Below are 26,584 nucleotides of genomic sequence, written 5' to 3' on the forward strand. Positions count from 1 at the left end.
CAAAATATTAGTAAAAGTCTGTATTAGGTTTCAGGTTTCAGGTGTCAGATATGAGATTTTAGGTAACTATTCATTATTCATTCACTTTAACTCGTTGGGTAATCATACGAATACCACCATCACGAATAAGAATAACAGAATACCAGTGATCCTGATTATCGGTAACAGGTAACTTAACTCTTTTAAAAATTCCTCCTGCAGTTAAAGCATCTAATTCAATGCTAGAAGGTTCAAGATAAAGAGAAGGAGATACTTTTTCTTCTGATACTCCCCCTAATACAATATCAGAACCAACAGGTTCTTCTAAAATTACGTCAAAATCAAATTCTTGCCCGACATTTACTTTTGCTGGTAAATTTACTCTCGCTTGAGGAGGATTTTCCCCTGATGTGATTTCTGTTTTTTCGCTAATGATATCTTGTTTAATTAGTTGATTATTAGAAAAATATTGATTAGCTTTTATTTCAGAATTGAGGACAAATTTTTTGCCACCACTTTCATAGCTTCCCTCTATTTTGGTTAAAGTTACTGCTGATAATTCCCCTTGTTTTTCTTCCCAAGATTCAATGCTGGTTGTATATTTCAAATCGGGATATTTTGACCACATTTTTTCTAAGTATTCTTGTAAAGACTCAGAATTGATTCCATCGGAAGAAGCAAATTCGGGGGAAATATTTTCTGCTAATAGTTCAATATCTTTATTATTAGCGGCACTATCAATTTTCGTTACTATTTCTAATAGGTTTGATGGAATATTATTTGATTGGGCTTTAACTTGTTTAAATTGGGTGATATTTAAAGATAAACCTAATAGGATTAAAAGCAAAAATTTATTTGTTTTGTTCATAAAATTAGTGATGTTAAATATCTATTTTTATTTTTACTAAATATTGATAAAAGTATGATTAATGATTATAAAAAAAGATGTCAAGTTTCAGGTTTCAGGTAGTGGGGTTTAAATATGGTTCAATCCGTAAGAAGATTTCATATTTATTAATTAATTACCTTTGCCCTTTACTCTTTTACTTTCTCTTAATTATTAATTCCTGATAGGATTGAATTACCTGTATTTGTACAAAACCAGTGTAATTTATTCGGATTTAAGGCTAATTTAATATTATTTTCATTCCATTGTAGTTCAGGATTGATTAATATTCTTAGGAAGTGATTGGAGTTGGGAATTTCGACACTAACTAATAATTCCCGCCCGAAATTTTCGGTTAATAAAACTTTGCCTGTTACGGTTATTTTATGGTTTTCCGTAGCAAGGGTAATGTCTTCAGGGCGAATACCTAAATCAACTTCGGAAAGAGATTCATTACCTTTAGGAAGGGGTATGATTGTTTCTCCTAGTAAAGCACTCCCTTGTTTACATTCTAGGTTTAAAAGATTCATTTGTGGACTACCGACAAATCCTGCCACAAATTTATTGGCTGGTTGATTATAGATGCGATCAGGTGTATCAATTTGCTGGATTAACCCATCTAATAATACCACTACTTTACTTGATAGGGTCATGGCTTCAGTTTGATCATGGGTAACGTAAATTACTGGTTTATTTTGATTAGCAAATAGTTGTTTTAATTCTGCCCTTACTTTTTCTCTCAATAATGCGTCTAAATTACTTAAAGGTTCATCTAAAAGAAAAACATCTGGCTTTCTGACTAAAGCACGGGCTAAGGCTACTCTTTGTCGTTGCCCTCCTGAAAGTTGTTTTGGTTTGCGATTGAGTAAATCGGTTAAGCCTAAGTTACTACTAACCACACTAACTCTATTTTTGATTTCTTCTGGAGGAATTTTTCTTATTTTTAGGGCAGAGGCGATATTGTCAAATACACTCATGTGGGGATATAAAGCGTAGCTTTGAAATACCATAGCCATGTTGCGATCGCCCGGAGGAATATTGTTTAACTCTTTTTCATCAAGGATAACTTTACCATTGGTAGGTTTTTCCAATCCTGCTATCAGACGGAGTAAGGTAGATTTTCCGCATCCAGAAGGTCCTAAAAGAGTGATAAAATCACCATCATTAACAGTCAAACTAATATCTTTGACGGGAATTACATTGGGTGCAAATTGTTTTTTGAGATTTTCTAGTTTTAATTGTGCCATAATTTTAATCACTAATTCATTATTACTAACTACTAATTGCAAAAACTAGCCCTTGATAGCCCCTGCAGTAATACCTTGAACAATACGGCGTTGAAATGTTAAGACAAGTATTATCAGAGGTAATGTTCCCAAAATGGTAGCAGATGCGATCGCACCGTAGGGGATTTCAAAAGCACTACTGCCTCCTATTTTAGCCACAGCGATAGGAATAGTTTGTAAACTATCTCTAGTGATAAAAGTGAGAGCAAAAATAAACTCATTCCAAGCAAAAATGAAGGTTAAAATTCCTGTTGTCACCAAAGCAGGTAAAGTTAGAGGTAAAACAATTTTCCACAAAATAGACGTTGTTTTATAACCATCTATACGGGCAGAGTCTTCTAAATCCTTTGGTAATTGTAGGAAGAAACTGCGTAAAATTAAAATAGTTAGGGGTAAATTAATTGCAGTATAAGGAATAATCAAAGATAAATAATTATTACCTAAATTAAAAAATTTAACTATTTCTAATAAACCCAGAAAAAGTAAAACATAAGGAAATAAACTAACTACTAAAACCAAAGACAGAATAATATTTTTAAACGGTAAATTTAATCTAGCTAAAGCATAAGCGGAAGGTGCACCAATAACAACACAAAGAATAGTGGAAATTAGAGAAACAAAAGCACTGTTGAACATATAGCGAAGAAAAACAAAACCCAAATCGAAATAATGCTCAAGAGTTAATTGTTCTAAATTAGGGAAGTAAACTGTAGGAATTTTTATTATAGCTTCATTGGTTTTAAAAGAAGTTAAAACTTGCCATAACATTGGTGCTAAACAAAATAGTATCATGAAAATTATGCCTAGCCATAAAATAATTTTTTGCTTATTTAATGTATTAATCATAGAGAATTAAAGATTCAGAAAAATTAACGATTATGACTACAACCAGAATCCTAAAATCGAATACTAAATATCAATTTTTTTGTAATTTAGAAATCAGAAAAAATGTCAAAGCAACCACTAAAATTAACAGTAAAAAAGTAACAACAACTAAAGAAGCACCATAGCCAAAATCCAGATAACGACGAACTGTAGCATAAATATAAATGGCTACCATTTCCGTACTACCCGCAGGACCGCCCCCAGTCATTACTTGCACTAAATCAAATACTCCGAAAGATTGAGCAAAACGGAATAAAAGAGCAATCAAAATTTGGGGAGTTAGCAAAGGAATCGTAATTTGCCAAAAACTCTGCCATGGAGATGCACCATCCATCTGGTGGGCTTCATACAAATCTGAGGGAATAGATTGTAATCCTGCTAATAGAATAATGGCAATAAAGGGAGTTGTTTTCCACACATCAGCCACGATAAGAGATAACATCGCCCGATTAGGTTCACCCAACCAATTAATATTTTCAGAAATGAAACCTAAACGCATTAAAATATCATTAACGATTCCATATTGGTCATTAAAAATCCATGCCCACGCTAAACCCATAATCGCAGTAGGTAAAGCCCAAGGAATCAAAGCAGTTGTACGCACAATTCCTCTTGCAAAAAATGCTTGATTGAGAATCAAAGCAAAAACCATTCCCAGAATTAACTCAAGGGTGAGACTAACGGCGGTAAAAATAGTCGTATTTCTTAAACTTTGCCAGAAACGCCCATCTCCTAATAATCGGCTGTAGTTACTAAAACCAGCAAAAATTGATTCTAATTCCGTACCTAAATTCTGTTGAAAAAAACTCATCCAGAAAGCACGGGTAATAGGGTAAATAAAAACGAGAGTCAGAATAATTAACGCAGGAATTATCAACCACCAACCGATATATTTTTCTTGGTTATAATTATTTGTTGATAATCTCATTATTTAGTTGTAAATAGTTACAAAAATAGTATAACTGCTAATCAGAATTTCATCAAATTATGACACAATTTTCAAAAATTTCAGTGGATTAAAAATCTTTATGAATTGATTTAATTGAAAGTTAAGGAAAAATAAAAATTTTGAAGATAATATTTTTAAAATAAGTAATTGCAAGAGAAAAAAGATATTTTATCCCATTTTATTGACATCAAATTTATTTTAACTTCAGTTCAGTTTAAGAATATCGAATAAAGGTAGCTTTCAGGTGACAGGTGTCAGGTTTTAATTAATTACTAATTACTAATTTTTAATTGCCTTTTATTTACCATAACCAATAAAATTTATTCAGAACTCAGATTGTTTTAGATAAGAGCCTCAAAAGCAATACCTTCTTCTTGAAAATTGCTATAGTTAGCAAGAATGTCTTGTCTTTCCGTTTCGCCAACATAGAGATAAGCACCGGGAGTATTTTGATTTTGAAATCGATAGATACTATCTGCTTGATTACTATTAACTCCATACACATAAAAGGCGATACCCTCTTCGACAAAATTGGAGTTGTTTTCGAGGATATTTTGTCTTTCTTCTTCTCCCACATACAAATATGCACCTTGAAGATTCAGATTTTGAAAACGGTAAATAGGCATTAATTCATCATCAGATTCATCGGCAACATTAAATGCTAATCCTTCTTCAACAAAATCCGGGTAATTGGCTAAAACGCTTTGTCTTTCCTCTTCTCCCACGTATAGATATGCACCTTCAATGTTGCGATTTTGAAAGCGATAGATAGGAGTATCTAGTTTTGATTCAGATATTTGGGAGATAATTTCATCGGCTAAATAATCATTAGAAACAGAAGTGGGATGGCTACCATCAAGGAAAAAGAAATCTTCTACGGTCAAATTTTCTCCTAAACCAGTATTCCCAGCGAGATAATTTTGATAGCTAATTTGATTAATCAGAGGGCTTTCTAGGTCATTTTGTCGGTTATTAACGGCATTGGTAAAGACTTCAAAACCATCAATTATTGTGACATTGGCAACGTCATTGAGAGGATTATCAAAAATGTTGATTAATTCTTGATTAACCTGCTGTGCAATGGTATTTAAAAGCTGATTAGTTTGTCCCGCAAGATCAAGAGGAATGTTATTATCTATTTGTTGGTCTATTTGCAAGGCAAAGGGTATATCTCCTAGAGGAGAAACTCCCACGACGAAAATATCCCCTGTCTGGTTTTCTATGGAATATATCCCTTGAGAAATATTATTAACAATGTTGTTAACGGTATTGTTAATTAAAGCCTCGTTATCATCATTTTCGGGGGTAATGAAAATATTTGCAAAATTAGGATTGGCAAGTATTTCTAAAATATCATTACTTCCAGCCGTAATAAAAACTTCTATGGTTTCGGCATTTGTGTTATTTGATGGTAAATTCTCCAAAAATATTTGTATTTGAGAAGCTAAGCCTATGGAAAAGTCTTGTAAATTAAGTCCTGCTGAACCAAAAACCCCTGTGGTTGCACCAGCAATGGCATAAACTATATTTTCTTCAAGAGGATTTAAAGGAGATGTTGGACTAGAGTAAGGAATAAGGGATTCTACATCTACCCCTATTCTAGCTGCGATCGCTTCTGATAAAACCTGTCCGTTGGATGCTTTTCCATCATTGTAGAAGGGAGCAGGATAGAGTTCAACGCCAAAAGGAGTGGCAAGAGTGGTCAAATTACCAATATCAAATAAACTGTCTCCAAAAAAAATAACTGTCATGATTATTTATTCTTACTATTGGGTTAATAAATTAAGATCATTGTAATCTTTGTTGTTCTTATCCGTCATTGTTTTCACTAAGAAACGATGTAGAATAATTACTATCCATTGTAAAAATTCAATTATTATGACAAAAGCAATTTGGAAAGGAGTTATTGTTGCCGAAAGTGACAATTGCGAAATAGTTGAAGGAAATAGCTATTTTCCCCCTGATAGCATTAAATCAGAGTATTTTATTTCTAGTGATACTCACACTACCTGCGGTTGGAAAGGTGTTGCTAGTTACTACACATTAAAAGTAAATGGGGAAGAAAATAAAGATGCCGCTTGGTATTACCCCAATCCGAAAGAAAAAGCGTTAAATATCAAAGGTTATGTTGCTTTTTGGCGTGGAGTCAAAATAGAAAATTAAACTTGAATTTATATATCCCTCAAATTACAATAATATCTTCATGAACCATTCTGTAAGTAGAACTAAAAGCCCTTTAAATTTGATTCGGTGGCTAGAATATCATTGGGCAACTCCCGCTTATGGGGGGTGGGTTTTAATCGGTATTGCCTTAAGTTTTTTCGGGGCGGCAACGAATACAATGGCAGGATGGCTTTATGTTTTGAGTGGAATGCTACTTTCTTTGTTGGGATTGAATTTTGTTGTAGCAATTAATACTCTCAAAAAATTGCAAATTAAGCATTTAGCCATCGCTTCTGTTAGTGCTGGAGATGAATTAACCGTTTCTCTGAAGATTAATAATCCTACCCAAAAAAACAAAACTTTAATCTCCATTGTAGAACACATTCCCCCAACCTTGGGCAAGGAAATAAAACATAATATTGAAACCCTACCACCCGGGCAAGAAATACTTTTAACCGCTTATTTACAGACTAATAACAGAGGTATATATCATTGGGATTATCTTAGTTTGAGAACCGCCGCTCCCTTTGGTTTGTTTTATTGTAGTCGTTACTATCAAGTTAAGACAAGTGCGATCGTTTATCCCCATATTCTCACCTTACAAAACTGTCCTTTGATTGATAACTTAGGTCAAGAAGAAGCAAGAAAAAGAGACAGCAATCAAGTTTATAATCATGCCACAGAAGGAGTTACAAAGGCTTTAAGGCAATATCGTTATGGAGACCCTATTCGTTTAATTCATTGGCGTACAAGCGCTCGTTTAGGAGAATTACAGGTAAGAGAGTTAGAAACCATTACAGGAGGCGAAGAAATTACTATCTGTTTAGATAACTCTGGAGATTGGGATAGACAAGATTTCGAGAATGCAGTTATAGCAGTTGCGTCAATGTATTGTTACGCCAGTCGTCAACAATTAGAAGTTAAAGTCTGGATTGGGGATATGGGCTTGATTCATGGAAGAAAAGTAACCCTCGAAACTCTGGCAGGAGTTAATTATGGCGGTATCATGAAAAATAATATTCCCCAATTACCTTTAATTTGGATTTCTAATAACTCCAATTACCTAAATTCTTTACCTTTAGGAAGTCGTTATTTTTTGTTTAACAAAGATATTGTTTCTTCTTCTCTCAAGGGAATAATTTATGATTCTGAAAACAGTTTAGTCAGTCAATTACAAAAACATTTACAGTAGATACACGTTTAATAAATTACAAGTATGTAGTTAACTTGTAACAATAACTGTTTGCTTAAAGTCTTCAACTTATGAGTATTCTGAACTTTTGCCTGTTTTCTATTCCCTATCTCCCTAACACTAACCTCAGTTCGGTTTAAGAATATTGGATAAGGGTAGGTGTCAGGTTTCAGGTTGCAGGTTGCAGGTGTTGAGAGAAAGTAATGAGTAACAAATAATGAGTGTTCGGGGTTTTTAATTCCTAATTCTTAATTTTTCCTTTGCCCTCCCCCCTCTTGAGGGGGGATAAAGGGGGGTTCGCCTCTTGCCTCTTACCTTTTGCCTTTTTTTCTCCATCATTCATAGATGAAAATTTATCCCGAACTCAGGTTAACACTACTTTTTCTTTAACCTCCAACTACCATTAGCCCCTCATGGCTTGTTTTTTTTCTGCTTTTAAATCTCTTTTATTAATACCCTCTATTTCCGCATCCATCAAAGTTCTACCCGTTGCGGCAAGATAAACATCATCTAAACTAGGACGAGATTGACTGATACTAAAAATAGGCAAATTAGCTTCTGTTAATGTTTTTTCAATAGTCGTCAAAGAATTATTTTGAGGTTTGACAATTAAATTTAAAGAATTGCCCTGAGCTTGATTAATAATAATTTCTTGAACAAATGGCAAAGAAGACAACTGATTTTTTGCTGTTTCCACTTCTGATTCAGGGGTAAATTCTCTAATTCTTAAAGTGATGCGATCGCCCCCTAAACGATCTTTTAAGCTAGAAGGAGAGCCTTGGGCAATCACTTCTCCTTGATCAATAATCGCTAAACTGTCAGCTAAAGCATCTATTTCTTCTAAATAATGACTGGTAATTAAAACACTTGTACCAGATTTTTTTAATTGTCGTAGAAAATCCCAAATAATCATACGACTCTCAATATCTAAACCCACAGAAGGCTCATCCAAAATTAACACCTTCGGCTTATGTAATAAACCTGCGGCTAAATCTAGTCTCTTTCTAATTCCCCCAGAATAAGTGCCACATTGGCGATCGCAATATTCCTGTAAACCTAGAAGTTGTAATAACTGATCAATTCTTTCCTTCCGACAAGAAGCAGGTAAATGATAAAGAGAAGCCTGTAAATTTAATAATTCTCTACCCGTTAAAACCTTATCAATGGCAACCTCTTGGGCAACATAGCCAATAATTTCTCTCACTTTTTTTGGTTGAGTAATAGCAGAAACGCCCCCAACTAAAACTTCTCCTCCATCAGGTTTAGCCAATGTAGTTAAACAACGAATAGTCGTGGTTTTTCCCGCACCATTTGGCCCTAGTAAACCAAAAATTTCTCCTGCCTTGACCCTAAATGAGATATTTTTTATAGCTTGAACTTGTCCGTAATTTTTATGCAGTTTTTCAACGACAATTACATCACTACTCATCTGACTACCATATTAGACTGACATTATCTTTAACTATAGTCTCATATTTATCGCAAAATCAGCAAAATACATTGAGGGGAATTAGAAGTTCAGGGGAGAAGGAGATGGAGGGAAGACGGGTTCAGGTTTCAGAGTTCAGAGTTAAGAGTTGAAAGTTATTAATTATTCACTTTTGCCTCTTGCCTACCTTAACCGACAATTGTATATCGAACTCAGGTTAATAGGGTTTGAGCATTCTAAACTCAAACCTAACACCTACAACCTGAAACCTTAAAATTAGTAATTAGAGGAAACTAGGTTTATGACGAATCAAGTCGAGAAACTCCTGACGAGTTTTGTCATTATCCTGAAATTCTCCAATCATCGCACTGGTAACAGTCCAAGAACCCGGTTTTTGTACACCACGCATTACCATACACATATGGGTTGCTTCCATAACTACTGCTACCCCTTGAGGATCGAGAATAGTTTGGATTGCCTCAGCAATTTGACGGGTTAAACGTTCTTGTACTTGCAATCTGCGGGAGTACATTTCCACGATTCTCGCTAATTTGCTTAAACCTACTACTTTTTGATTAGGAATATAAGCAACATGAGCCCGTCCCATAAAAGGTAACATATGATGTTCGCAAAGGCTGAAAAAATCAATATCTCTGACCAAGACCATTTCATTATGACCTTCATCAAAAATAGCACCGTTAACAAGTTTTTCCAAAGATTGGTTATAACCCTGAGTTAAAAATTGCATTGCTTCAGCAACTCTTTTTGGGGTTTTTAAAAGCCCTTCTCTTTCTGGGTCTTCTCCTACTGCGTCCAAAATATTGCGTACCGCATCCATCATTTGTATTTTGTTTTCTTCTTTTGCCTCATGAATTTGGGCTTCTTTGCCATTATGAGTGTTGCGATCGGGGCGACTGGCTACATTATTATATGTTTCAGTGGTGATGGAATCATGATTGTTAGGTACATTCTTGGAGTTGGAGTTGTTAGAAAATTCTGTCATAGTTTAAGTTAGGAAAAATTGATATTAGTGCAAAAGTAAAAGTAAATGAATTTGAATGTTAATTCCTAAATTCTTAGCCATGCTTAACCGTCAAGATAAGTATAATCTAAAAAATCAAGGTCAACTATCCCTTGAGTTCTAATTTTGTCATCTTGTATATTGGTAGATTATGGGAAGAATTTGTCATCAATCCTGATTGGTTTTGTTTGAGAATGAAGGTCAAACCTCAGTAAGAATAAAAACATTCAGACGAATAAAATTAAGTTGATAGTCAACGAGTTTATAAAGAACCGCCACTAGGTGCAATGGTTAACTTTTCTACTACGGCGCCTTGAGGCAACAAGACAGTGTGTAAAATAGTTTGAGCCACTGTTTCTGGAGTTAGCATCGCCGATTTGTCGAAATAGGCTTGTACTGTTTCCGTCTCCCAAATAGGAGTATTAACTGCTCCCGGGGAGATAGTCGTTACCCTGATACCATTGGCTCTTTCTTCAATAGCAAGACATTCGCCAAAAGTTACTAAGGCTGATTTACTCACAGAATAAAGTCCCCATTCGGGAAAGAAATTAGAAGCTGCGATCGAAGCTACATTAACGATCGTACCTTTGCCTCTTTCTCTCATAGAAGGCAATATCCCCATGACACATTGAAAAACACTGGTCAAGTTTAAATCTAAAACCTTTTGCCAGTCTTCCAAAGAAGTATCTTTTAACAAATTGGTATAACCCATTCCCGCATTATTAACCAAAATGTCTATGGGGCCAAAATCTTCAGCAATAGCCTTAATGACAGTTTGCACCGTTGATAAATTTGCCAAATCAGTGGACACTATTTTGACCTGCCCCCCGTATTCAGAAGCTAGATCTGCGACTTGTTGCAATTTTGCTTGATCACGACTGACTAAACAAAGATCTATTCCTGATGACGCAAATGCTAGAGTTGTGGCTTTGCCGATACCACTACTAGCACCAGTAATGATCGCTCTAAGTCGGTTCGGGGCATTTTCCATGATATTATTGCGTTTACTAGATATTTTTAACGGCTAAATTAGGTTATTCCCTCTTTAGCAAGTAGTTGAAAATATTAAAGATGAATTACGACTTATTTGCCAAAATCACCAATGGCAATTATAACACTATTGAGTTGACATAACTTATTTCTGAGTTAATTATTTATTTTTTTTTATCTCAAGCCCCTAAAGCATTGGTATAAATCTATGCTAATTAATGAAATTTAACCATAGACATTCAAGATTCGTTAATCATAACTCTTAAATTAAGTTCATAAATTTCCTGATTAATAAAAATTAAGTGTTAATTGTTGATTTTGTTTATCTTGAATAGAAGGTAAATAATTCATTATTAATAGTTCTTTTCCTTTCGGTACAGAAGATTTTTTATAATTGTTCATTCCGTATTGTAACTCCCATTCTTGAAGATAATACTCCACAAAATTATCTTTGATAAACTTACAATTATCATAAGTAATTAGCCACTTATGTTGACATTTTTTTATAATGTTAATAAATTTTTTATGATTAAATTCTGAATGTAGATTACCTTTTTTTCCGTATAATTTTGATTTTGCATTATTATAATAAGGTGGATCAAGAAATAGAAAAGCATTATTACTATTATCTTTAATCACATTCTCAAAATCTAAATTAGTTATAGTAATATCTTTTAAAATCTGCTCTAACAATTCTAAACGTTCGATCGAAGAATCAGTAAATCTTTTTTCAAAAGCACCTTGAGAAAATCCGCCAGATTCTACAGTACCAGAAAAAGTAATTCTATTTAAAATAAAAAATCTCGTTGCTCTTTCTAAGTCTGTTAAATTCTCTATATTAACAGTCGTCAATTCTCGAAAAAGTTGTTTTCCATCTTGATAATTTTCTTTACATTTTTTTATCTCATTAACTAAATTAACTAAATCAGATTGAGCAATTTTCCAAAACAAATACAATTCTGGATTTAAGTCATTAATCCAAATTTTTAAACCGGGGTTTTTTTGTTTTAAATAAATAAACATTGATCCACCTCCCACCATTGGCTCTCTATATTCACTAAAATCATCAGGTAGGTGTTGGCAAAGATAATCAATTGCTCGACTTTTTCCCCCTGGATAACGTAATGGACTTTTAATCATTTTAACCATTATTTGTAATTAGTATATTTAACTTTTTATTTCGTTTTACTTCTAGCAATAGCTTATAAATTATACCTACTTCTTGATTAGTCAATATAAAAATATTATTTTCGATAAACTTTTCTAATTCCTGACTTTCTGTAGATTCTGATAATAAAATTTCCTCTTTAATGTTATTACCTGTCAATTTTAATCGACAACTAAACTGTAATTCTTGATCTTCTAAATAGAGATGATCTAAATTAGAATATAAAATCAGTTTAAATAATCCATCTTGTATATCATCTAATGACGGTAAACATTTTTTTGATGAATTTTTTGATTCTTGAATAATATAATTTTGTTTATCAATAATAATTTCATCAGCAGTAAGATGATAAATTCCTCCTAAATCATTTTCAATCTCGAAAACTCCTTTGCATCCATCAACTAAATACTCTAAATTATGTTCAGTTTGTATTTCTCTATTAATTGCTTGTTGTGAAAATTTTAAAGAAATATTCTTAAATTCCTCAAAATCTGTTTGAATATCTTTTAAATATTCTCTTAATCTATCTTGATTATGTATTTTAACACCTGTCTTATTTTCTATCTTTTTGTAACAATTTAATGCTAAATTGAAAATATTTATAAATTCATTTTCAAATAAATTTTTGTTCCAATGTAAAGCACTTTGTTTATAGTTAAATATTTTTTCTATTTGTTGCTTAATAAAATTATTATTAAATTTTTGTTCTGATAATTTATCTTTTGAAATTTGGCCTTTTTTTTGACTTTTTTCTGCGTCTTCGTAATAGCCTAAAATAATATAAATATTTAACAAATTCATCCAACAAAATGTCGTAAATCCTATTTTGTCTAAATCACCATCTTTTCCTTCATCTTTAATTATCGGAATAATAGTTATCACCTTTGATTGACTGTAAGTATTATACATTCTCGCAAAAGGATAACTTCTCGTACGTTTCGGAGATACCCATTTAGAATAAGCTATATTTTTATCTTCTAATTGAATTAATCCAAAACCGTCACAAATATTAATATTAAATTCTTGAAAACTATAAAGTTTTAAACTTTGAATTAAGCGAGGATTATAAATAACATTTTTAATCACACCTTTAAATTTTAAAATATTATTCATAAATTTTTTTTGATGCAAAACAAAATTGAATGCGTATTCTATATATTTGATTGTCTATTATTACAAATGTGATCAACTCTTTAATAATTAAACCCGATAAACTTTAAAAAACTTAATCTTATATTAAATTTTTGACAAAAAAAGTGAGGTAATTGATAAATCTTTCTATAATGTTTAGTTAATAAAGCAAAGAGAAAAAAGGGCTATGCTTAAGAATTTCTTTAGATTTTTAGCTAGTTAAACTCTACATTTTAGGAAGAAATTATGGTCAATAATCACATCCCCAAAAAACAAGGATTATACGATCCTCAAAACGAACATGATGCCTGTGGTGTCGGTTTTGTTGTCAATAAATATGGGAAGAAATCTCATGAAATAGTAGGTCAGGCATTGACTATTTTGATTAATTTAGATCATAGAGGCGGTTGTGGTGCAGAACCGAATACAGGGGATGGTGCAGGAATTTTAATGCAGTTACCCGATGGTTTTATGCGTAAAGAAGCCCAAAAATTGGGCATAGAATTACCTCCTATGGGAGATTATGCCGTAGGTATGATTTTTGCATCTCCCGACAAAGAAGCAAGAAATAAAGCCAGAAAAATATTTGAGCAGGTTGTGGCAGAAGAAGGACAAAAAGTCTTAGGATGGCGTGACGTGCCTACGGATAACTCAGATTTGGGTAAAAGTGCCTTGAATTGTGAGCCTTTTATGCAACAGGTATTTATCGCTAAAAATCCCACAATTACTGATAATCTAGTATTTGAACGCAAATTATATGTAATTCGCAAACGCTCTCATAATGCCATTAAAGCAACAAAAGTTGATGAGTATTGGTATCCTGCTACCCTTTCCAGCAGAACCATCGTTTATAAGGGAATGTTGCGCCCTGAGCAAGTGGGAAAATACTATTTAGACTTGAGTAATCCTGAGTTAGAAACTGCTCTAGCCCTTGTACACTCTCGTTTTAGCACCAATACTTTCCCCAGTTGGGATCGCGCTCACCCTTACCGCTACATCACCCATAACGGCGAAATAAACACCCTTAGAGGCAACATTAACTGGATGCACGCGCGTCAATCCCTGTTTAAATCCGATTTATTTGGAGATGATATGGCGAAACTTCAGCCTGTAATTAACCTCAATGGTAGTGATTCTTTAATTTTTGATAATGCCTTAGAAATGTTGGTATTAAGTGGGCGTAGTCTCTCTCATGGGGTAATGATGATGATTCCTGAGCCTTGGAGTGGCCATGAGTCTATGAGTGAGGAGAAAAAAGCCTTTTATCAATACCATTCTTGCTTAATGGAACCTTGGGATGGCCCAGCTTCCATCGCATTTACAGACGGGAAACAAATAGGCGCGATCCTCGATCGCAACGGCTTACGTCCTTCTCGCTATACTGTTACTAAAGATGGATTAGTCATCATGGCATCGGAAGCGGGGGTATTGCCCATCGAACCTGAAAGAGTAGAAAGTAAAGGCAGACTGCAACCCGGACAAATGTTCTTAGTGGATATGGAAGCAGGGCGCATCGTGCCAGACGAGGAAGTAAAAGCACCCATTATCAATCAACATCCCTATCAACAATGGTTAGATGATCACTTATATAGACTAGAAGAATTACCAACCCCTTCTGTGAAACAGGCTTCCAGCCTGTATGATAAAGATCTGATCGCCTTACAACAAACCTTTGGTTATACTTTTGAAGACTTAAGAATGCTCCTCGCCCCTATGGGTAAAGATGGAGTAGAATCGATTGGTGCAATGGGTATCGATACGCCGTTAGCAGTATTGAGCGATCGCCCCAAATTGTTGTATGATTACTTTAAACAACTGTTTGCTCAGGTGACAAATCCCCCCATTGACCCCATCAGAGAAGCAATTATCACCTCTGCGGAAACAACCATCGGTAAAGAAGGTAACTTATTAGAGCCTACTCCCGAAAGTTGTCATCTCATCGCCCTCAAAACTCCCATTCTTACCAATGAAGAATTAGCAATTCTCAAAAGCCTAGATTGTCCTAGTATCCATCATTTCGACAACCCTGCCTTAAATCCTCCCATCACCAAAGCCAATGATAATCACGGATTTAAAGCTCACACCTGTTCAATTTTATTTGACCCCAAATCAGGGGTAAAAGGGCTAGAAAGCACCTTAGAGAGCATTTTTGAGGAGGTAGATCAAGCCATTGAAAGGGGATGCACCCATATTATTTTGAGCGATCGAGATGTAAATTTTTACAACGCTCCCATACCTGCCCTATTAGCCGTATCTGGCTTACATCATCATCTCATTCGTAAAGGCACAAGGACTCAAGTGGGTATCATCCTTGAATCAGGCGAACCCAAAGAAGTCCATCATTTTGCTGTATTATTAGGTTATGGTTGCGGTGCGATCAATCCTTACCTTGCCCTTGAAACCTTTAAAGATATGATTAAACAAGGGTTAGTCACCGATGTTGACCATAAAACCGCTTGTAAAAATTATATCAAAGCAGTCACCAAAGGCATCATTAAAATTGCCTCTAAAATTGGTATTTCTACCATCCAAAGCTATCGAGGGGCGCAAATCTTCGAGGCGATCGGACTTAATCAAGATCTCATTGATAAGTATTTTACATGGACAGCATCCCGTTTGCAAGGCATTGGTTTAGACGTGATTGCCCAAGAAACCATCATGCGTCATAGTCATGCTTTCCCTGACAGACAAGTTAACGGGCATACCCTTGATGCAGGAGGGGAATATCAATGGCGTAAAGACGGCGAGGCACATTTATTTAACCCTCAAACCATTCACACCTTACAACAGGCAGTGCAACAGGGAGATTACGAATTATACAAAAAATACTCCCAGATGATCAACGATCATGGTAAGCAATTCTTCCGTTTGCGTGACTTATTGGAGTTTAAACAACGGGAATCCATACCTATTGAAGAAGTTGAGCCTATCGAAAACATCATGAAGCGCTTTAAAACAGGGGCGATGAGTTACGGTTCAATTTCCAAAGAAGCCCATGAGTCTCTCGCTATTGCCATGAATCGCATTGGCGGTAAATCTAATACAGGGGAAGGAGGGGAAGACCCCCAGCGCTATACTTGGACTAATGAGCAAGGAGACTCGAAAAATAGTGCTATCAAACAGGTAGCTAGTGGGCGTTTTGGTGTCACCAGTCTTTACTTATCCCAAGCTAAAGAGATACAAATTAAAATGGCGCAGGGTGCAAAACCGGGTGAAGGTGGGCAATTACCGGGTAAAAAAGTCTATCCTTGGATTGCGAAGGTACGTTATTCTACCCCCGGAGTGGGCTTAATTTCTCCTCCTCCTCACCATGATATTTACTCCATTGAAGACTTAGCGGAGTTAATCCATGACTTGAAAAACGCTAACCGCAACGCCCGTATTAATGTAAAATTAGTGTCAGAAGTAGGGGTAGGTACGATCGCAGCAGGGGTTGCCAAAGCCAAAGCGGATGTTGTGTTAATCTCTGGTTATGACGGAGGCACAGGTGCTTCTCCTCGCACATCTATTAAACACGCAGGACTACCGTGGGAATTGGGATTAGCGGAAACTCACCAAACCTTGTTATTAAATAACCTCCGCAGTCGTATTGTGGTAGAAACCGATGGGCAAATGAAAACAGGGCGAGACATTGCGATCGCAACTCTGTTAGGTGCTGAGGAATACGGCTTTTCAACCGCTCCCTTAGTTACTTTGGGATGTATCATGATGCGTGTGTGTCATTTGAATACTTGCCCTGTGGGGGTAGCTACCCAAAACCCCGAACTTCGTGCTAAATTTACGGGTGATCCTGCTTATACTGTCAATTTCATGAAATTTATCGCCCAAGAAATGCGGGAAATCATGGCAGAGTTAGGCTTCCGCACGGTGAATGAGATGGTAGGACGTACTGATGTCTTAAATCCCAAAGGTGCGATCGAGCATTGGAAAGCGAAAGGTATTGATATTTCTCCTATTCTCCATCAACCCAAAGTTGATCCAAATATGCCCCGTCACTGTACCATAAAACAGGATCACGGTTTAGATCAATCCCTCGATATGACTACTTTACTAGATTTATGCAAAGGTGCGATCGAGCATGGCGAAAAAGTAAAAGCCACCTTACCCATTAAAAACATTAACCGTGTAGTCGGCACAATCTTAGGTAACGAGATTACCAAAAAACATTGGGAAGGCTTACCCGAAGATACCGTGCATTTGCATTTCGTTGGTAGTGCAGGACAAAGTTTAGGTGCATTTGTACCCAAAGGAGTTACCCTTGAATTAGAAGGAGACGCTAACGACTATATCGGCAAAGGCTTAAGCGGTGGTAAAATCATCGTTTATCCCGACAAAAAAGCTACTTTTGAAGCGGATGAGAATATCATTGTCGGTAACGTAGCCTTGTATGGTGCAACCAGTGGCGAAGCCTATATTTCAGGGGTTGCAGGAGAGCGCTTCTGTGTCCGTAACTCAGGTGTAACTACCGTTGTGGAAGGAGTGGGCGATCATGGTTGCGAATACATGACAGGTGGTAAAGTGGTTATCATCGGTAAAACGGGGCGTAACTTTGCCGCAGGAATGAGTGGCGGTGTCGCCTATATCCTCGATGAAACGGGGGATTTTGCTACCCACTGCAATACGGAGATGGTTGGTTTAGAAACCCTTGAGGATGCTTCAGAAATTGCCGAATTAAAACAATTAATTGTCAAACATCAACAATTTACTAATAGTAAAAAAGCCCAAAAAGTTCTCGATAATTGGGAGGAAAATATCAGTAAATTTGTCAAAGTAATGCCTCGTGATTACAAGCGAGTTTTAGAAGCATTAAAAGAGGCAATTAATTCTGGATTAAGCGGTGATGAAGCGTTAAATGCGGCGTTTGAAGCCAACGCCCAAGATGTAGCCCGTGTCGGCGGAAGTTAATCCCCCTAAATCTCTCCTAAAAAGGGGGAGACTGTTTAATAACCGAACTTCCCCCTTTGGCAAAAACTAAAACTTATATCCCTCAAAAGTTTAAGAGCATATTAGACATCTCCAACAATTCCTAAAAATCGGATTACAACCCTTATTCTGTCGTTGTAAAATGATAGTTTCTGGAGATGTCTATTAGAATTTATCTGTTGGCGAAACATCCTTAAATGATCTAAAATCGATAGGTCTAGCCTTTGTATGTTGGTTATCTAATCCGAGTTCTTTACAAATATTGCTATAAATTTTTGGTGGGAATCCTCCGTGAAAATCCCATTCATTTCCTCCATCTTGCATTGTCAAAATACCCGATATATTTTTGTACTTATAACCCAGTTTCTGTTTTACAATATACATTGAAAGCTGTTTACTATGTGTAAAATTTTTGGGACGCATTTCTTCTAATAATAGATATAACTCCTCAGCTTCATCAATACTCAAAGAGTATTTCGCACTTAGCTTTCTAACTTCATTCTCTTTATCAACCCGAATCTGTTTTTGACGTTCAACTTCTTGACGTTCTCTTTCTCTTTGAAGTTCTATTTGTCTTAAGCGTTCAACCTCAACATCTTTGCGTTTTCTTTCCCCCGCCTCCCTCCGTTGATTCTCTAAGTTATTTCTTTGAAGACTTAATTCATCTTTGCGATTAGTTCCAACTAACTCTATTGTGACAATATCAAGCCAACTAGGTTTTGATGAGTCTATGTTTTTCCAGATATTTTCTACTTTTCCGATTAAATCAGATAATTCACTGACATGATTTTCGGGTATCTCATCCTTATGTAGCCAACACTCCTTAACTTGTTCCCCTTTTTGAGTCTGTTCAATTTCATACCATAAATTTAGTCCTTGAAAATTCTCCTCATTGTCCAATTTCTCAGCAATTTCAGGATGTTTTGCTTTAATTTTCTTAATATGAAAAAAAACTCTTCTATGGGGATTTAAAAAACGACCAGTAATAAATCCAAATCCTCTATTTGAATTGTAGCTTTTGACACTGCCAAAGTCTATTGCCATAAACAAAACCTATTCTATAAGCTCACTTACTGGATATTATTATGATACTATATCTCATATAACTATACCCTAATATTATGCGATCGCATCTTATATGTATAAGAATTTTTAAGTCCTTTAAAAGTATGATAAATAATGGCTGATTTATCTCCAGAAAATAAACGAATAATCAATCATCTTAAAGATAAATTGTTAGACATTTTGAACGAAGCAAAAAAAGTAGAGTTTTTGTTATTACAGCGTTTTGGTGAGAATTTGGATACTTACGATAGTTTAGAACAATTAACCGAAATAAGCGAACAAGCAAGAACTCGTTTTACTAAATTGTCTAATTTACAAATACATATTGCTGAATCTCAACCAGAAATCTCAAGCTCTTTGCTACAATTTATTCATCAAGCTATTGTCAGTAGTGAAGTCAAAATTCCAGCCTTAGAGCAAAGTATAAAAGAAATTAAAACAGATTGGAACTTATAATTATGAATAATCAAGAACCAAAAATTCCAAATCCTGAAAAAATTGCCGAAACTCTAAAAAAAGCTCGTCGTGCTTGTTGGGAAATGGAATTAGCAGGATTAGAATTAGATGAGGCGATCGCACTTTTAGAGCAAGAAAATCGTAATCAACGTAAACAATATTTAAACAAGGTTTTAAGCTAATAATTTGAGGAGATGCGATGGAATCCCTTAATCCCTTAAAAGATAAACTATAATTTAGATTACATCGAAAATTTAAAAATTAGGATGCGACCGTTTTTCAGTAAATAATTAAAACAAATCATCTTCAGTTAAATTAGCTTGTTTTAAAATAGCTTTAAGAGTACCAATTTTCGGATCTTTATTGCTATGAATCGGTATTGATAAAGTTGTCTCTAATCCTTCTTTGTCAAAAATATGATGACTACCTTTAACACGCTTTAAAACCCAGTCATATTTTTGCACTATTGTAGATAATTTCTTCCCTGAAACTGTAAGTGCGATCGCATCTACTATGGAAAGGAAAATTGATCGACAACCATAAGCCACAATTTTAAATTGTATAAAAAAAATCCCCCTATATTTAGGAGGAAAAAATATTACAATTTTCGATAATTTTCGATTAAGAAAGCCATCCTTTTAATCTTCTTGCAACTTGTGGTCTTCTTAATTTACGCATAGCTTTAGTTTGAATTTGTCTGACTCTTTCCCGAGATAAATCAAAAATCTTACCGACTTCTTCTAAAGTGTGAGCTTTAGAACTAGCTAAACCATAACGCAAAACAATTACTTCTTTCTCTCTTTCACTTAAAACATCACTCAACACAGACACAATTTCTTGGTGCATCATCGCTTCATTCATTTTGTCTTCGGGTAAAAGGAGATTAGTATCTTCCAATAATTCCATCAGTTCCGTATCTTCACCTTTGCCCACACGATGATTTAAAGATAAAGACTGTCTTTTCAACTGTAATAATTGATGTAACGCCTGACGCGTAATACCCATTTCTTCCGCTAACTCTTTTTCCGTCGGTTGACGTTGCAAATCTTGTTTAAGTATTCGCTGGGCTTTTTTTAGTTTATTGAGTTTTTCAACGATATGAATGGGAAGTCTTATGGTACGAGAATCATTAGCGATAGTTCTGGTAATCGCTTGTCTGATCCACCAATAGGCATAGGTAGAAAATTTATAGCCTTTGTTTGGATCAAATTTTTCGGCCGCACGATTTAAGCCAATTGCCCCTTCCTGAATTAAATCTAAAAATGGTACTCCTCGATTTAGATACCGTTTAGCAATTGAGACGACTAGACGCAAATTAGAGCGAATCATTTTTCTTTTTGCTGTTCTTCCTTTATAAAGGCGATTGTCCAACTGTCGCTCACTTTCTAGCCCCATTGCTTTGGCTAATTCCATTTTACTAGGAGTTCTTTCCAATTGACGATGTAATTCCTGTTGCTTTTCCTCACAGTCGCTCAGAAATTTGACGGCATAGGCAAGATTCACTTCTTCTTCGGCACTTAAAAGAGGATAACGAGCCATTTCTTTAAAAAATGAGCCGATCGAATCCTCAATTTTTGTTTTTTGTCTCCGAGATTTCGTTCCACTATCATCTTCTATGACCGAAAAATGAGCTATAACTTGGTGCAAATCCTCGTCAAGAGGTTCGTTTACTAACCCATTCTGATAATCTACAGTACTGCTGGTTCGATTCATTTGATAACTCCTCTTTTTCGCACTGATCAATTTGCTATCACCATGATGTTAACTAAATCACTTTTTTACGAGTTATTTTGTGATGGTTAATACCAAAAATATTTAGTCAATGATAATAACAGATCTATAGATTCTAATTTACCTAAAAAAAGTCCTTTTTGACTACAATTAGACGGGAGATTGTATATTTTCTTAAGGTTTTCTTAAAACTTAATATTTTGTAATAATAATTCTCTTCAAAAATAAACTAATCATTTAATTAATTTAAATAAGATATTCACGATAATATCTTGTTAAGAATTTACATTATCCATGTTCATATTCATTTTTCTTGGGTATTTATTAGATTTAATATATTATTAATATCTTCATTTTTCAGGGTAAGTATTATTCTGATTGATTATTTCAGTTGTTTTTACATTTGACCCCATATTTGCTGATAAATTGGGGTTTTTGTTCATAACATAAGTTTTTAATCTAAGAGGAATATCAACTATTTTTTCAATCAATATTTCACTCAATCAAACTAATGGGGAAAATCCCCCTACTAAGTTTTTTTGAGCATTAATCAGAGAATCGACTCTGTAATTGATAGGAGCTGATACCACTACAATTTATTGATAAGTTCCTTGAGTTTTGACTAATTCTACTTCTTTCTCGTCTCCTGGTTCAAAACGAATGGCAGTACCGGCTGGAATATTTAAACGCATACTGATGGTTTTGTCTCGATCGAATCTGAGAGCAGAATTAACTTTAGCAAAGGGAAAATGTGAACCAACTTGAATAGGGCGATCGCCTGTATTGGCAACAGTAATTTTCAAGGTTTCTCGTCCTTGGTTAAGTTCGATCGAACCTTCTGGGGTAAATATTTCACCTGGTATCATATATTTAGCTATAAAATAAAATACATCAATAATATTTTAATCCCAAAAAAGAAAACCCCCCACAAAAAGCAACAGTGAGGAGTTTTAATCGATTTATTTTGGTAACGAGTCTTAGCTTTCTGAATCTTTCTTTTCCTGCTTACCAAGCATACCGTACTTACGTAAGAAGCGATCGACTCTTCCTTCCGTATCAATAATTTTCTGAGTACCAGTGTAAAAGGGATGATTACCAGACCAAACCTCTACATTAATTTCAGGTTGGGTAGATCCCACACGCATCACTTCTTCACCGTTACAAATAACTTTGGCATCAGGATACCATTGGGGGTGTATTCCTTCTTTGGGCATTGTTTTATCTCCTAAAAATTATAAATTGATTGAGGAGTCAGGAGTCATAATTCACCGAGTCTGGAGTGTAATCTAAAAATCCATTACCGTGACTGATTCCCTATTCCTACTTGACTTAAATTAACTGAATCTAATCGATAAATCGGAAAAAATAGGCAAAAACTGCCAAAAATTAACGTTTAGAGAATTGAGGTGCTTTACGAGCTTTGCGTAAGCCATATTTCTTACGTTCTTTTGCACGAGGGTCACGGGTTAAGTAACCTTCAGCTTTTAAAGGTTGGCGATTATCAGGATCTAACTGACACAAAGCACGGGCAACCCCTAACTTAACCGCATCAGATTGACCAGTTAAGCCACCACCATGAGCATTAACGATAATATCATATTCATTTTCTAACCCTAAGGTTTCTAAGGGTGCTTTTAAGGTTTGAATATAGTTAGGAATTAACTGAAAATACTCAGAACCTTCTCTGTTATTTACTTTTACTGCACCAGTGCCGGGTACAAGACGAACTCTAGCAACAGAGGCTTTACGACGGCCCGTTCCTAAATAAACTACTTGATTAGACATTATTTGCTACCTCCTGCAATAGTATTAACGGTTAAAGTTTCAGGCTGTTGAGCCTCATGGGGGTGATTAGGTCCGGTGTAAACTTTAAGTTTTGTAAACAAACTTCTACCTAAGCTATTTTTAGGTAACATACCTTTAACAGCCTTTTCGATAATTCTTTCAGGAATACGCTTTTGTAACTGAGCGAAAGTTTCTACTTTCATTCCACCGGGGCGGCCAGAATGACGACGGTAGAGTTTTTGTTCACTTTTTCTGCCTGTAACAACTACTTTTTCTGCATTAACCACAATGACGTAATCCCCAGTATCTAAATGGGGGGTATAAGAGGCTTTGTTTTTACCTCTTAAAACATTGGCAATTTCAGTGGCTAATCTGCCTAAACGTTGGTTTTCGGCATCCACTACATACCATTTCTTTTCTATACTGTCTATAGCTGGAACTATTGTTTTATTCATTTTCGTTTTAGACTCTTATTAACTAAAAGTAAAAATAGGTTGAGCATTGAACCAAACTGATTCAGGAAAGGGAAATTCGGGATAACCTACTCTTAACAAACATAATCCTTTAGCAGGGGCTGAATATTTCACTTCTTCCCGACGACAATTCATCCAAATATCTTGGAACTGTGTCAAGGATTTTGTCCCCGCACCAACCTCTACTAACATCCCTACCAGTAGTCTCACCATGCCGTATAAAAAGCCACTAGCTTGAATTTCAATATTGATTAGATCTTGTTCGTATCTAACACAACTAACTTCTTGTACTTCTAGCAAAGAGTGAGAACGTTTTGAACCAGCTCGACGAAAGGCACTCATATCATGGTGTCCGAGCATGGGTTTCAGTGCTTCTGCCATCAAATTTTCGTTTAACGGCTGATAATAGTAATGCCAAGTAAAGGGTTGTAAAAATAGGTTGGGAATTTTACCAGTATATATAGTATAACGATAACGACGATAAGTAGCGGTAAAACAGGCGTGCCAATGGGGGGCAACTTCGGAGGAAGCTCTAATTAAGATACCATCAGGCAAACAACTGTTTAAAACTTTTGCCCATTTTTGTGCTGGAATGGGAGAACACACTTCAAAATGTGCCACTTGTGCAGAAGCATGAACTCCACTATCAGTTCTTCCCGCTCCATAAATCGTTACTTTATGTCCTACTATAGATGCGATCGCATCTTCAATTTCTGCTTGTACACTGCGATAGTGTGGCTGTCTCTGCCAACCATGAAAATTAGTACCGACATATTGAATTACTAAAGCAATTCGTTGTTTATTTGTGGAACTAGAATCAACCATGAATCAGAGACTAAAGAGAAATTAAACTAATTGAATAATTGCCATTTCCGCATTATCCCCACGGCGGCTTTTTGTGCGAACAACACGAGTATAACCACCATTTCTATTTCCATAACGCTCTGTAGCTTTAGCAAAAATATCGTTGACTAAATCTTTGTCATAGATATAACCTAAAGCCTGACGACGAGCAGATAGAGAACCATCTTTTGCTAAGGTAATCATTTTATCCGCAGTAGTGCGAACAGCTTTGGCACGAGCCTTAGTGGTTACGATTTCGCCTTCTCTGAGTAACTGGGTAGTTAAAGCACGGAGAAGGGCTTTGCGTTGGTCAGCTGGTAAGCCTAATAAAGGTACTTTACGACGGTGACGCATAATTTCCTCCTAAAATATTAAGAAACTAAGAATTTTAAAAATTAAATATTGTTGCTGAATTCAGCCAGTATTACTGAAGTTCGGAGTTTGGAGTTCGGAGTTCGGGGTTATTTAATGACCAATTATTAACTGATAATTAAAGTAACTACTTTTTTCAGCATCGAACTTCGGTAAACACGATTAAATTTCACAAATCCAGAGTCTTTGACTTGAATCAGTGAAATCAGAATCTATTCTTTAATACCTATAAATTATCGAATTTAAGGACTGGTGACAGGTTCAGCACTTTGGATCAACTCCCCAGCCGGAGGGTCTTTCATTTTACCCTCTCCAAGAGTAATTCCTAAACGTTGCTGTAAAGCCTCAATAACCTCTTCTGCTGATTTTTGACCGAAGTTTTTAATTTCGAGTAAATCATCTTGAGAATATTCCAATAAATCCGCCACAGTGTTAATTTGAGCCCGTTTCAAACAATTGTAAGCACGGACAGATAAATTTAACTCCTCGATGGGAATTTGACTGGTGGGGTCTTCTGGCTCTACTGTTTCTTCCTGTTGTCCTGAAATTGTTGTGGCATCTGTTAAAGGAGAGAATAGATTAACTAAAATCTCTGATGCTGAAGAAAGGGCTTCTTCTGGCTTAATACTACCATTAGTCCAGATTTCTAAAATCAGACGATCAGCAATTTCTCCTTCATAACGGATTTCTTCCGCCACAAAGTTTACTTTTGAAACAGGCATAAACACTGAATCAATTTGTAAAAAGTCGAGGGAACTATTTTCATCTTTGCCTTTATCTACAGCACGATAACCCTTTCCTTTCTCGACCCGAAATTCCATCTCTAACTTACCACCTTTCCCCAGAGTACAAATATACTGACTTGGTTCAACTACTTCTATTTCCGAAGGGAGATCGAATTGAGCGGCAGTAATGGTACAAGGACCAGTGGCTACAACACGACCAATTTGAGGAGAATCGCTATAGCTTTTGAAAATAACCCCTTTCATATTGAGCATTATTTCCATCACATCTTCTCTTACCCCTTCGACAACAGCAAACTCATGATTAACACCGGCGATTCTAACGGCAGTTACTGCTGCACCTTCTAAATTAGATAAAAGAACTCGTCTCAAGGAATTACCCATAGTTATGCCTTGTCCTTTTTCTAAGGGTTCAAGCACAAACTTTCCGTATTGACCTTGATTTTTTTGAGTTTTACTTGCTACGCAGTCGATTTTAAACACAGCCACAGTGGTTATTTCCTCAGTTGATGAAGTCAGGTTTCAGATGTTGGTGATAATCTTTACTTTTTTCTGGCTTTATTTTGCCTTAGCAGATTATCCGAAGTTTGTTTTTTGATTAGACTCTACGTCTTTTGGGAGGGCGACAGCCGTTGTGGGGAATGGGGGTAATATCACGAATTAAAGTGATTTCTAATCCTGCTCCTTGTAATGCTCTGATAGCAGTTTCACGTCCTGCACCAGGACCACTTACCATCACTTCCACTTGTTTCATTCCGTTATCCATTGCTACTCGAGCGGCACTGTCAGCGGCAGTCTGAGCGGCAAAAGGTGTTCCTTTCTTTGCTCCTTTAAAACCACTAGACCCGGCAGTTGCCCAAGAAATAACGTTACCAGTAGTATCGGTAATAGTTACAATGGTATTGTTAAAAGTAGATTTGATATAAGCTGTACCACTAGGGATATTTTTCTTTTGTTTTTTTGGTCCTCCCCTTTTGGTGGGTTTTGCCATGGTATATTTACCTCTTTAACTAATTAGTTTCAATTGCTGTGGTTAATAGAATTAGTAAGTTTATTGTTATTTTTAGTTAACAAATAAGATTGCATCTGCCAGAGGCAAGATTTAAGTTTGATG

General features: G+C 35.6%; 26 protein-coding genes. 5 read left to right on the forward strand and 21 right to left on the reverse strand.

The window, feature by feature from the left end; all coding sequences use genetic code 11:
* Positions 1 to 73 precede the first annotated feature (73 nt).
* The 5 genes from CYAN10605_RS02435 to CYAN10605_RS17710 form a co-directional block, all read right to left on the reverse strand.
* Entirely contained in the window at positions 74 to 847 is a 774-nt protein-coding gene (locus CYAN10605_RS02435; protein ID WP_015218350.1) for a DUF8623 domain-containing protein, read from the reverse strand.
* 185 nt (positions 848 to 1,032) lie between these two features.
* A complete protein-coding gene (locus CYAN10605_RS02440; RefSeq protein WP_306302776.1) occupies positions 1,033 to 2,154 on the reverse strand; it encodes an ABC transporter ATP-binding protein in 1,122 nt (373 codons plus the stop codon).
* A gap of 3 nt (positions 2,155 to 2,157) precedes the next feature.
* Positions 2,158 to 2,997, reverse strand: a complete 840-nt coding sequence (locus tag CYAN10605_RS02445) for a carbohydrate ABC transporter permease (protein WP_015218352.1) — start codon at positions 2,995 to 2,997, stop codon at positions 2,158 to 2,160.
* Positions 2,998 to 3,067: 70 nt separating this feature from the next.
* Positions 3,068 to 3,964 carry a carbohydrate ABC transporter permease gene (locus CYAN10605_RS02450; protein WP_015218353.1) on the reverse strand — a complete coding sequence of 299 codons (897 nt, stop codon included), beginning with the start codon at positions 3,962 to 3,964 and terminating at the stop codon, positions 3,068 to 3,070.
* Between the two features lie 362 nt (positions 3,965 to 4,326).
* The gene (locus CYAN10605_RS17710; protein ID WP_015218354.1) at positions 4,327 to 5,736 is read right to left on the reverse strand and encodes an SGNH/GDSL hydrolase family protein; all 1,410 of its coding nucleotides are present in this window, start codon (positions 5,734 to 5,736) and stop codon (positions 4,327 to 4,329) included.
* Between the two features lie 127 nt (positions 5,737 to 5,863).
* Here CYAN10605_RS17710 and CYAN10605_RS02460 point away from each other — a divergent pair, with 127 nt between their 5' ends.
* A complete protein-coding gene (locus CYAN10605_RS02460) occupies positions 5,864 to 6,148 on the forward strand; it encodes a DUF427 domain-containing protein (RefSeq protein ID WP_015218355.1) in 285 nt (94 codons plus the stop codon).
* Positions 6,149 to 6,188: 40 nt separating this feature from the next.
* Complete coding sequence (locus CYAN10605_RS02465; protein WP_015218356.1) at positions 6,189 to 7,340, forward strand: DUF58 domain-containing protein; 1,152 nt, start codon at positions 6,189 to 6,191, stop codon at positions 7,338 to 7,340.
* Between the two features lie 403 nt (positions 7,341 to 7,743).
* On the opposite strand, the gene CYAN10605_RS02470 is transcribed toward CYAN10605_RS02465, so the two are convergent.
* The 5 genes from CYAN10605_RS02470 to CYAN10605_RS02490 form a co-directional block, all read right to left on the reverse strand.
* On the reverse strand, positions 7,744 to 8,769 hold the full coding sequence (locus CYAN10605_RS02470; RefSeq protein ID WP_015218357.1) for a daunorubicin resistance protein DrrA family ABC transporter ATP-binding protein: 1,026 nt from the start codon (positions 8,767 to 8,769) through the stop codon (positions 7,744 to 7,746).
* Positions 8,770 to 9,052: 283 nt separating this feature from the next.
* The gene (folE, locus tag CYAN10605_RS02475; RefSeq protein ID WP_015218358.1) at positions 9,053 to 9,772 is read right to left on the reverse strand and encodes a GTP cyclohydrolase I FolE; all 720 of its coding nucleotides are present in this window, start codon (positions 9,770 to 9,772) and stop codon (positions 9,053 to 9,055) included.
* A 280-nt stretch (positions 9,773 to 10,052) separates the two neighbouring features.
* Complete coding sequence (locus tag CYAN10605_RS02480; protein WP_015218359.1) at positions 10,053 to 10,781, reverse strand: SDR family oxidoreductase; 729 nt, start codon at positions 10,779 to 10,781, stop codon at positions 10,053 to 10,055.
* A 287-nt stretch (positions 10,782 to 11,068) separates the two neighbouring features.
* Positions 11,069 to 11,920 carry a DNA adenine methylase gene (locus tag CYAN10605_RS02485; RefSeq protein WP_015218360.1) on the reverse strand — a complete coding sequence of 284 codons (852 nt, stop codon included), beginning with the start codon at positions 11,918 to 11,920 and terminating at the stop codon, positions 11,069 to 11,071.
* Between the two features lies 1 nt (position 11,921).
* The gene (locus tag CYAN10605_RS02490) at positions 11,922 to 13,061 is read right to left on the reverse strand and encodes a hypothetical protein (protein WP_015218361.1); all 1,140 of its coding nucleotides are present in this window, start codon (positions 13,059 to 13,061) and stop codon (positions 11,922 to 11,924) included.
* 264 nt (positions 13,062 to 13,325) lie between these two features.
* Between CYAN10605_RS02490 and gltB the strand changes: the two genes are divergently transcribed.
* Positions 13,326 to 17,984, forward strand: a complete 4,659-nt coding sequence (gene gltB, locus CYAN10605_RS02495; protein WP_015218362.1) for a glutamate synthase large subunit — start codon at positions 13,326 to 13,328, stop codon at positions 17,982 to 17,984.
* Between the two features lie 183 nt (positions 17,985 to 18,167).
* Here the strand turns inward: gltB and CYAN10605_RS02500 are convergent, their stop codons facing one another.
* Complete coding sequence (locus CYAN10605_RS02500; protein WP_015218363.1) at positions 18,168 to 19,046, reverse strand: cold-shock protein; 879 nt, start codon at positions 19,044 to 19,046, stop codon at positions 18,168 to 18,170.
* A 135-nt stretch (positions 19,047 to 19,181) separates the two neighbouring features.
* Between CYAN10605_RS02500 and CYAN10605_RS02505 the strand changes: the two genes are divergently transcribed.
* Both CYAN10605_RS02505 and CYAN10605_RS02510 read left to right on the forward strand, forming a co-directional pair.
* Positions 19,182 to 19,523 carry a hypothetical protein gene (locus CYAN10605_RS02505; RefSeq protein ID WP_015218364.1) on the forward strand — a complete coding sequence of 114 codons (342 nt, stop codon included), beginning with the start codon at positions 19,182 to 19,184 and terminating at the stop codon, positions 19,521 to 19,523.
* Between the two features lie 2 nt (positions 19,524 to 19,525).
* On the forward strand, positions 19,526 to 19,705 hold the full coding sequence (locus tag CYAN10605_RS02510; protein ID WP_015218365.1) for a hypothetical protein: 180 nt from the start codon (positions 19,526 to 19,528) through the stop codon (positions 19,703 to 19,705).
* Between the two features lie 108 nt (positions 19,706 to 19,813).
* Here the strand turns inward: CYAN10605_RS02510 and CYAN10605_RS02515 are convergent, their stop codons facing one another.
* From CYAN10605_RS02515 to rpsK, 10 genes are all read right to left on the reverse strand, one after another.
* Positions 19,814 to 20,071, reverse strand: a complete 258-nt coding sequence (locus CYAN10605_RS02515) for a type II toxin-antitoxin system HicA family toxin (protein ID WP_015218366.1) — start codon at positions 20,069 to 20,071, stop codon at positions 19,814 to 19,816.
* 73 nt (positions 20,072 to 20,144) lie between these two features.
* Positions 20,145 to 21,236 carry an RNA polymerase sigma factor, RpoD/SigA family gene (locus CYAN10605_RS02520; RefSeq protein WP_015218367.1) on the reverse strand — a complete coding sequence of 364 codons (1,092 nt, stop codon included), beginning with the start codon at positions 21,234 to 21,236 and terminating at the stop codon, positions 20,145 to 20,147.
* A gap of 614 nt (positions 21,237 to 21,850) precedes the next feature.
* The gene (locus tag CYAN10605_RS02525) at positions 21,851 to 22,120 is read right to left on the reverse strand and encodes an urease subunit beta (protein WP_015218368.1); all 270 of its coding nucleotides are present in this window, start codon (positions 22,118 to 22,120) and stop codon (positions 21,851 to 21,853) included.
* A gap of 111 nt (positions 22,121 to 22,231) precedes the next feature.
* The gene (gene rpmE, locus CYAN10605_RS02530; protein ID WP_015218369.1) at positions 22,232 to 22,468 is read right to left on the reverse strand and encodes a 50S ribosomal protein L31; all 237 of its coding nucleotides are present in this window, start codon (positions 22,466 to 22,468) and stop codon (positions 22,232 to 22,234) included.
* Positions 22,469 to 22,640: 172 nt separating this feature from the next.
* Complete coding sequence (rpsI, locus tag CYAN10605_RS02535; RefSeq protein ID WP_015218370.1) at positions 22,641 to 23,039, reverse strand: 30S ribosomal protein S9; 399 nt, start codon at positions 23,037 to 23,039, stop codon at positions 22,641 to 22,643.
* Entirely contained in the window at positions 23,039 to 23,494 is a 456-nt protein-coding gene (gene rplM / locus CYAN10605_RS02540) for a 50S ribosomal protein L13 (protein ID WP_015218371.1), read from the reverse strand. The genes rpsI and rplM overlap by 1 nt, the downstream gene beginning before the upstream one ends.
* 18 nt (positions 23,495 to 23,512) lie before the next feature.
* Positions 23,513 to 24,337 carry a tRNA pseudouridine(38-40) synthase TruA gene (gene truA, locus CYAN10605_RS02545; RefSeq protein WP_015218372.1) on the reverse strand — a complete coding sequence of 275 codons (825 nt, stop codon included), beginning with the start codon at positions 24,335 to 24,337 and terminating at the stop codon, positions 23,513 to 23,515.
* 21 nt (positions 24,338 to 24,358) lie between these two features.
* Positions 24,359 to 24,709, reverse strand: coding sequence for a 50S ribosomal protein L17 (gene rplQ / locus CYAN10605_RS02550; protein WP_015218373.1), 351 nt, complete (start codon positions 24,707 to 24,709; stop codon positions 24,359 to 24,361).
* A 260-nt stretch (positions 24,710 to 24,969) separates the two neighbouring features.
* Positions 24,970 to 25,959, reverse strand: coding sequence for a DNA-directed RNA polymerase subunit alpha (locus CYAN10605_RS02555; protein WP_041922409.1), 990 nt, complete (start codon positions 25,957 to 25,959; stop codon positions 24,970 to 24,972).
* Between the two features lie 109 nt (positions 25,960 to 26,068).
* Positions 26,069 to 26,461: a 30S ribosomal protein S11 gene (rpsK, locus tag CYAN10605_RS02560; RefSeq protein WP_015218375.1), complete on the reverse strand. Its 393-nt coding sequence runs from the start codon at positions 26,459 to 26,461 to the stop codon at positions 26,069 to 26,071.
* Positions 26,462 to 26,584 lie beyond the last annotated feature (123 nt).

This window comes from Cyanobacterium aponinum PCC 10605 (genome assembly GCF_000317675.1).
GTDB lineage: Bacteria > Cyanobacteriota > Cyanobacteriia > Cyanobacteriales > Cyanobacteriaceae > PCC-10605.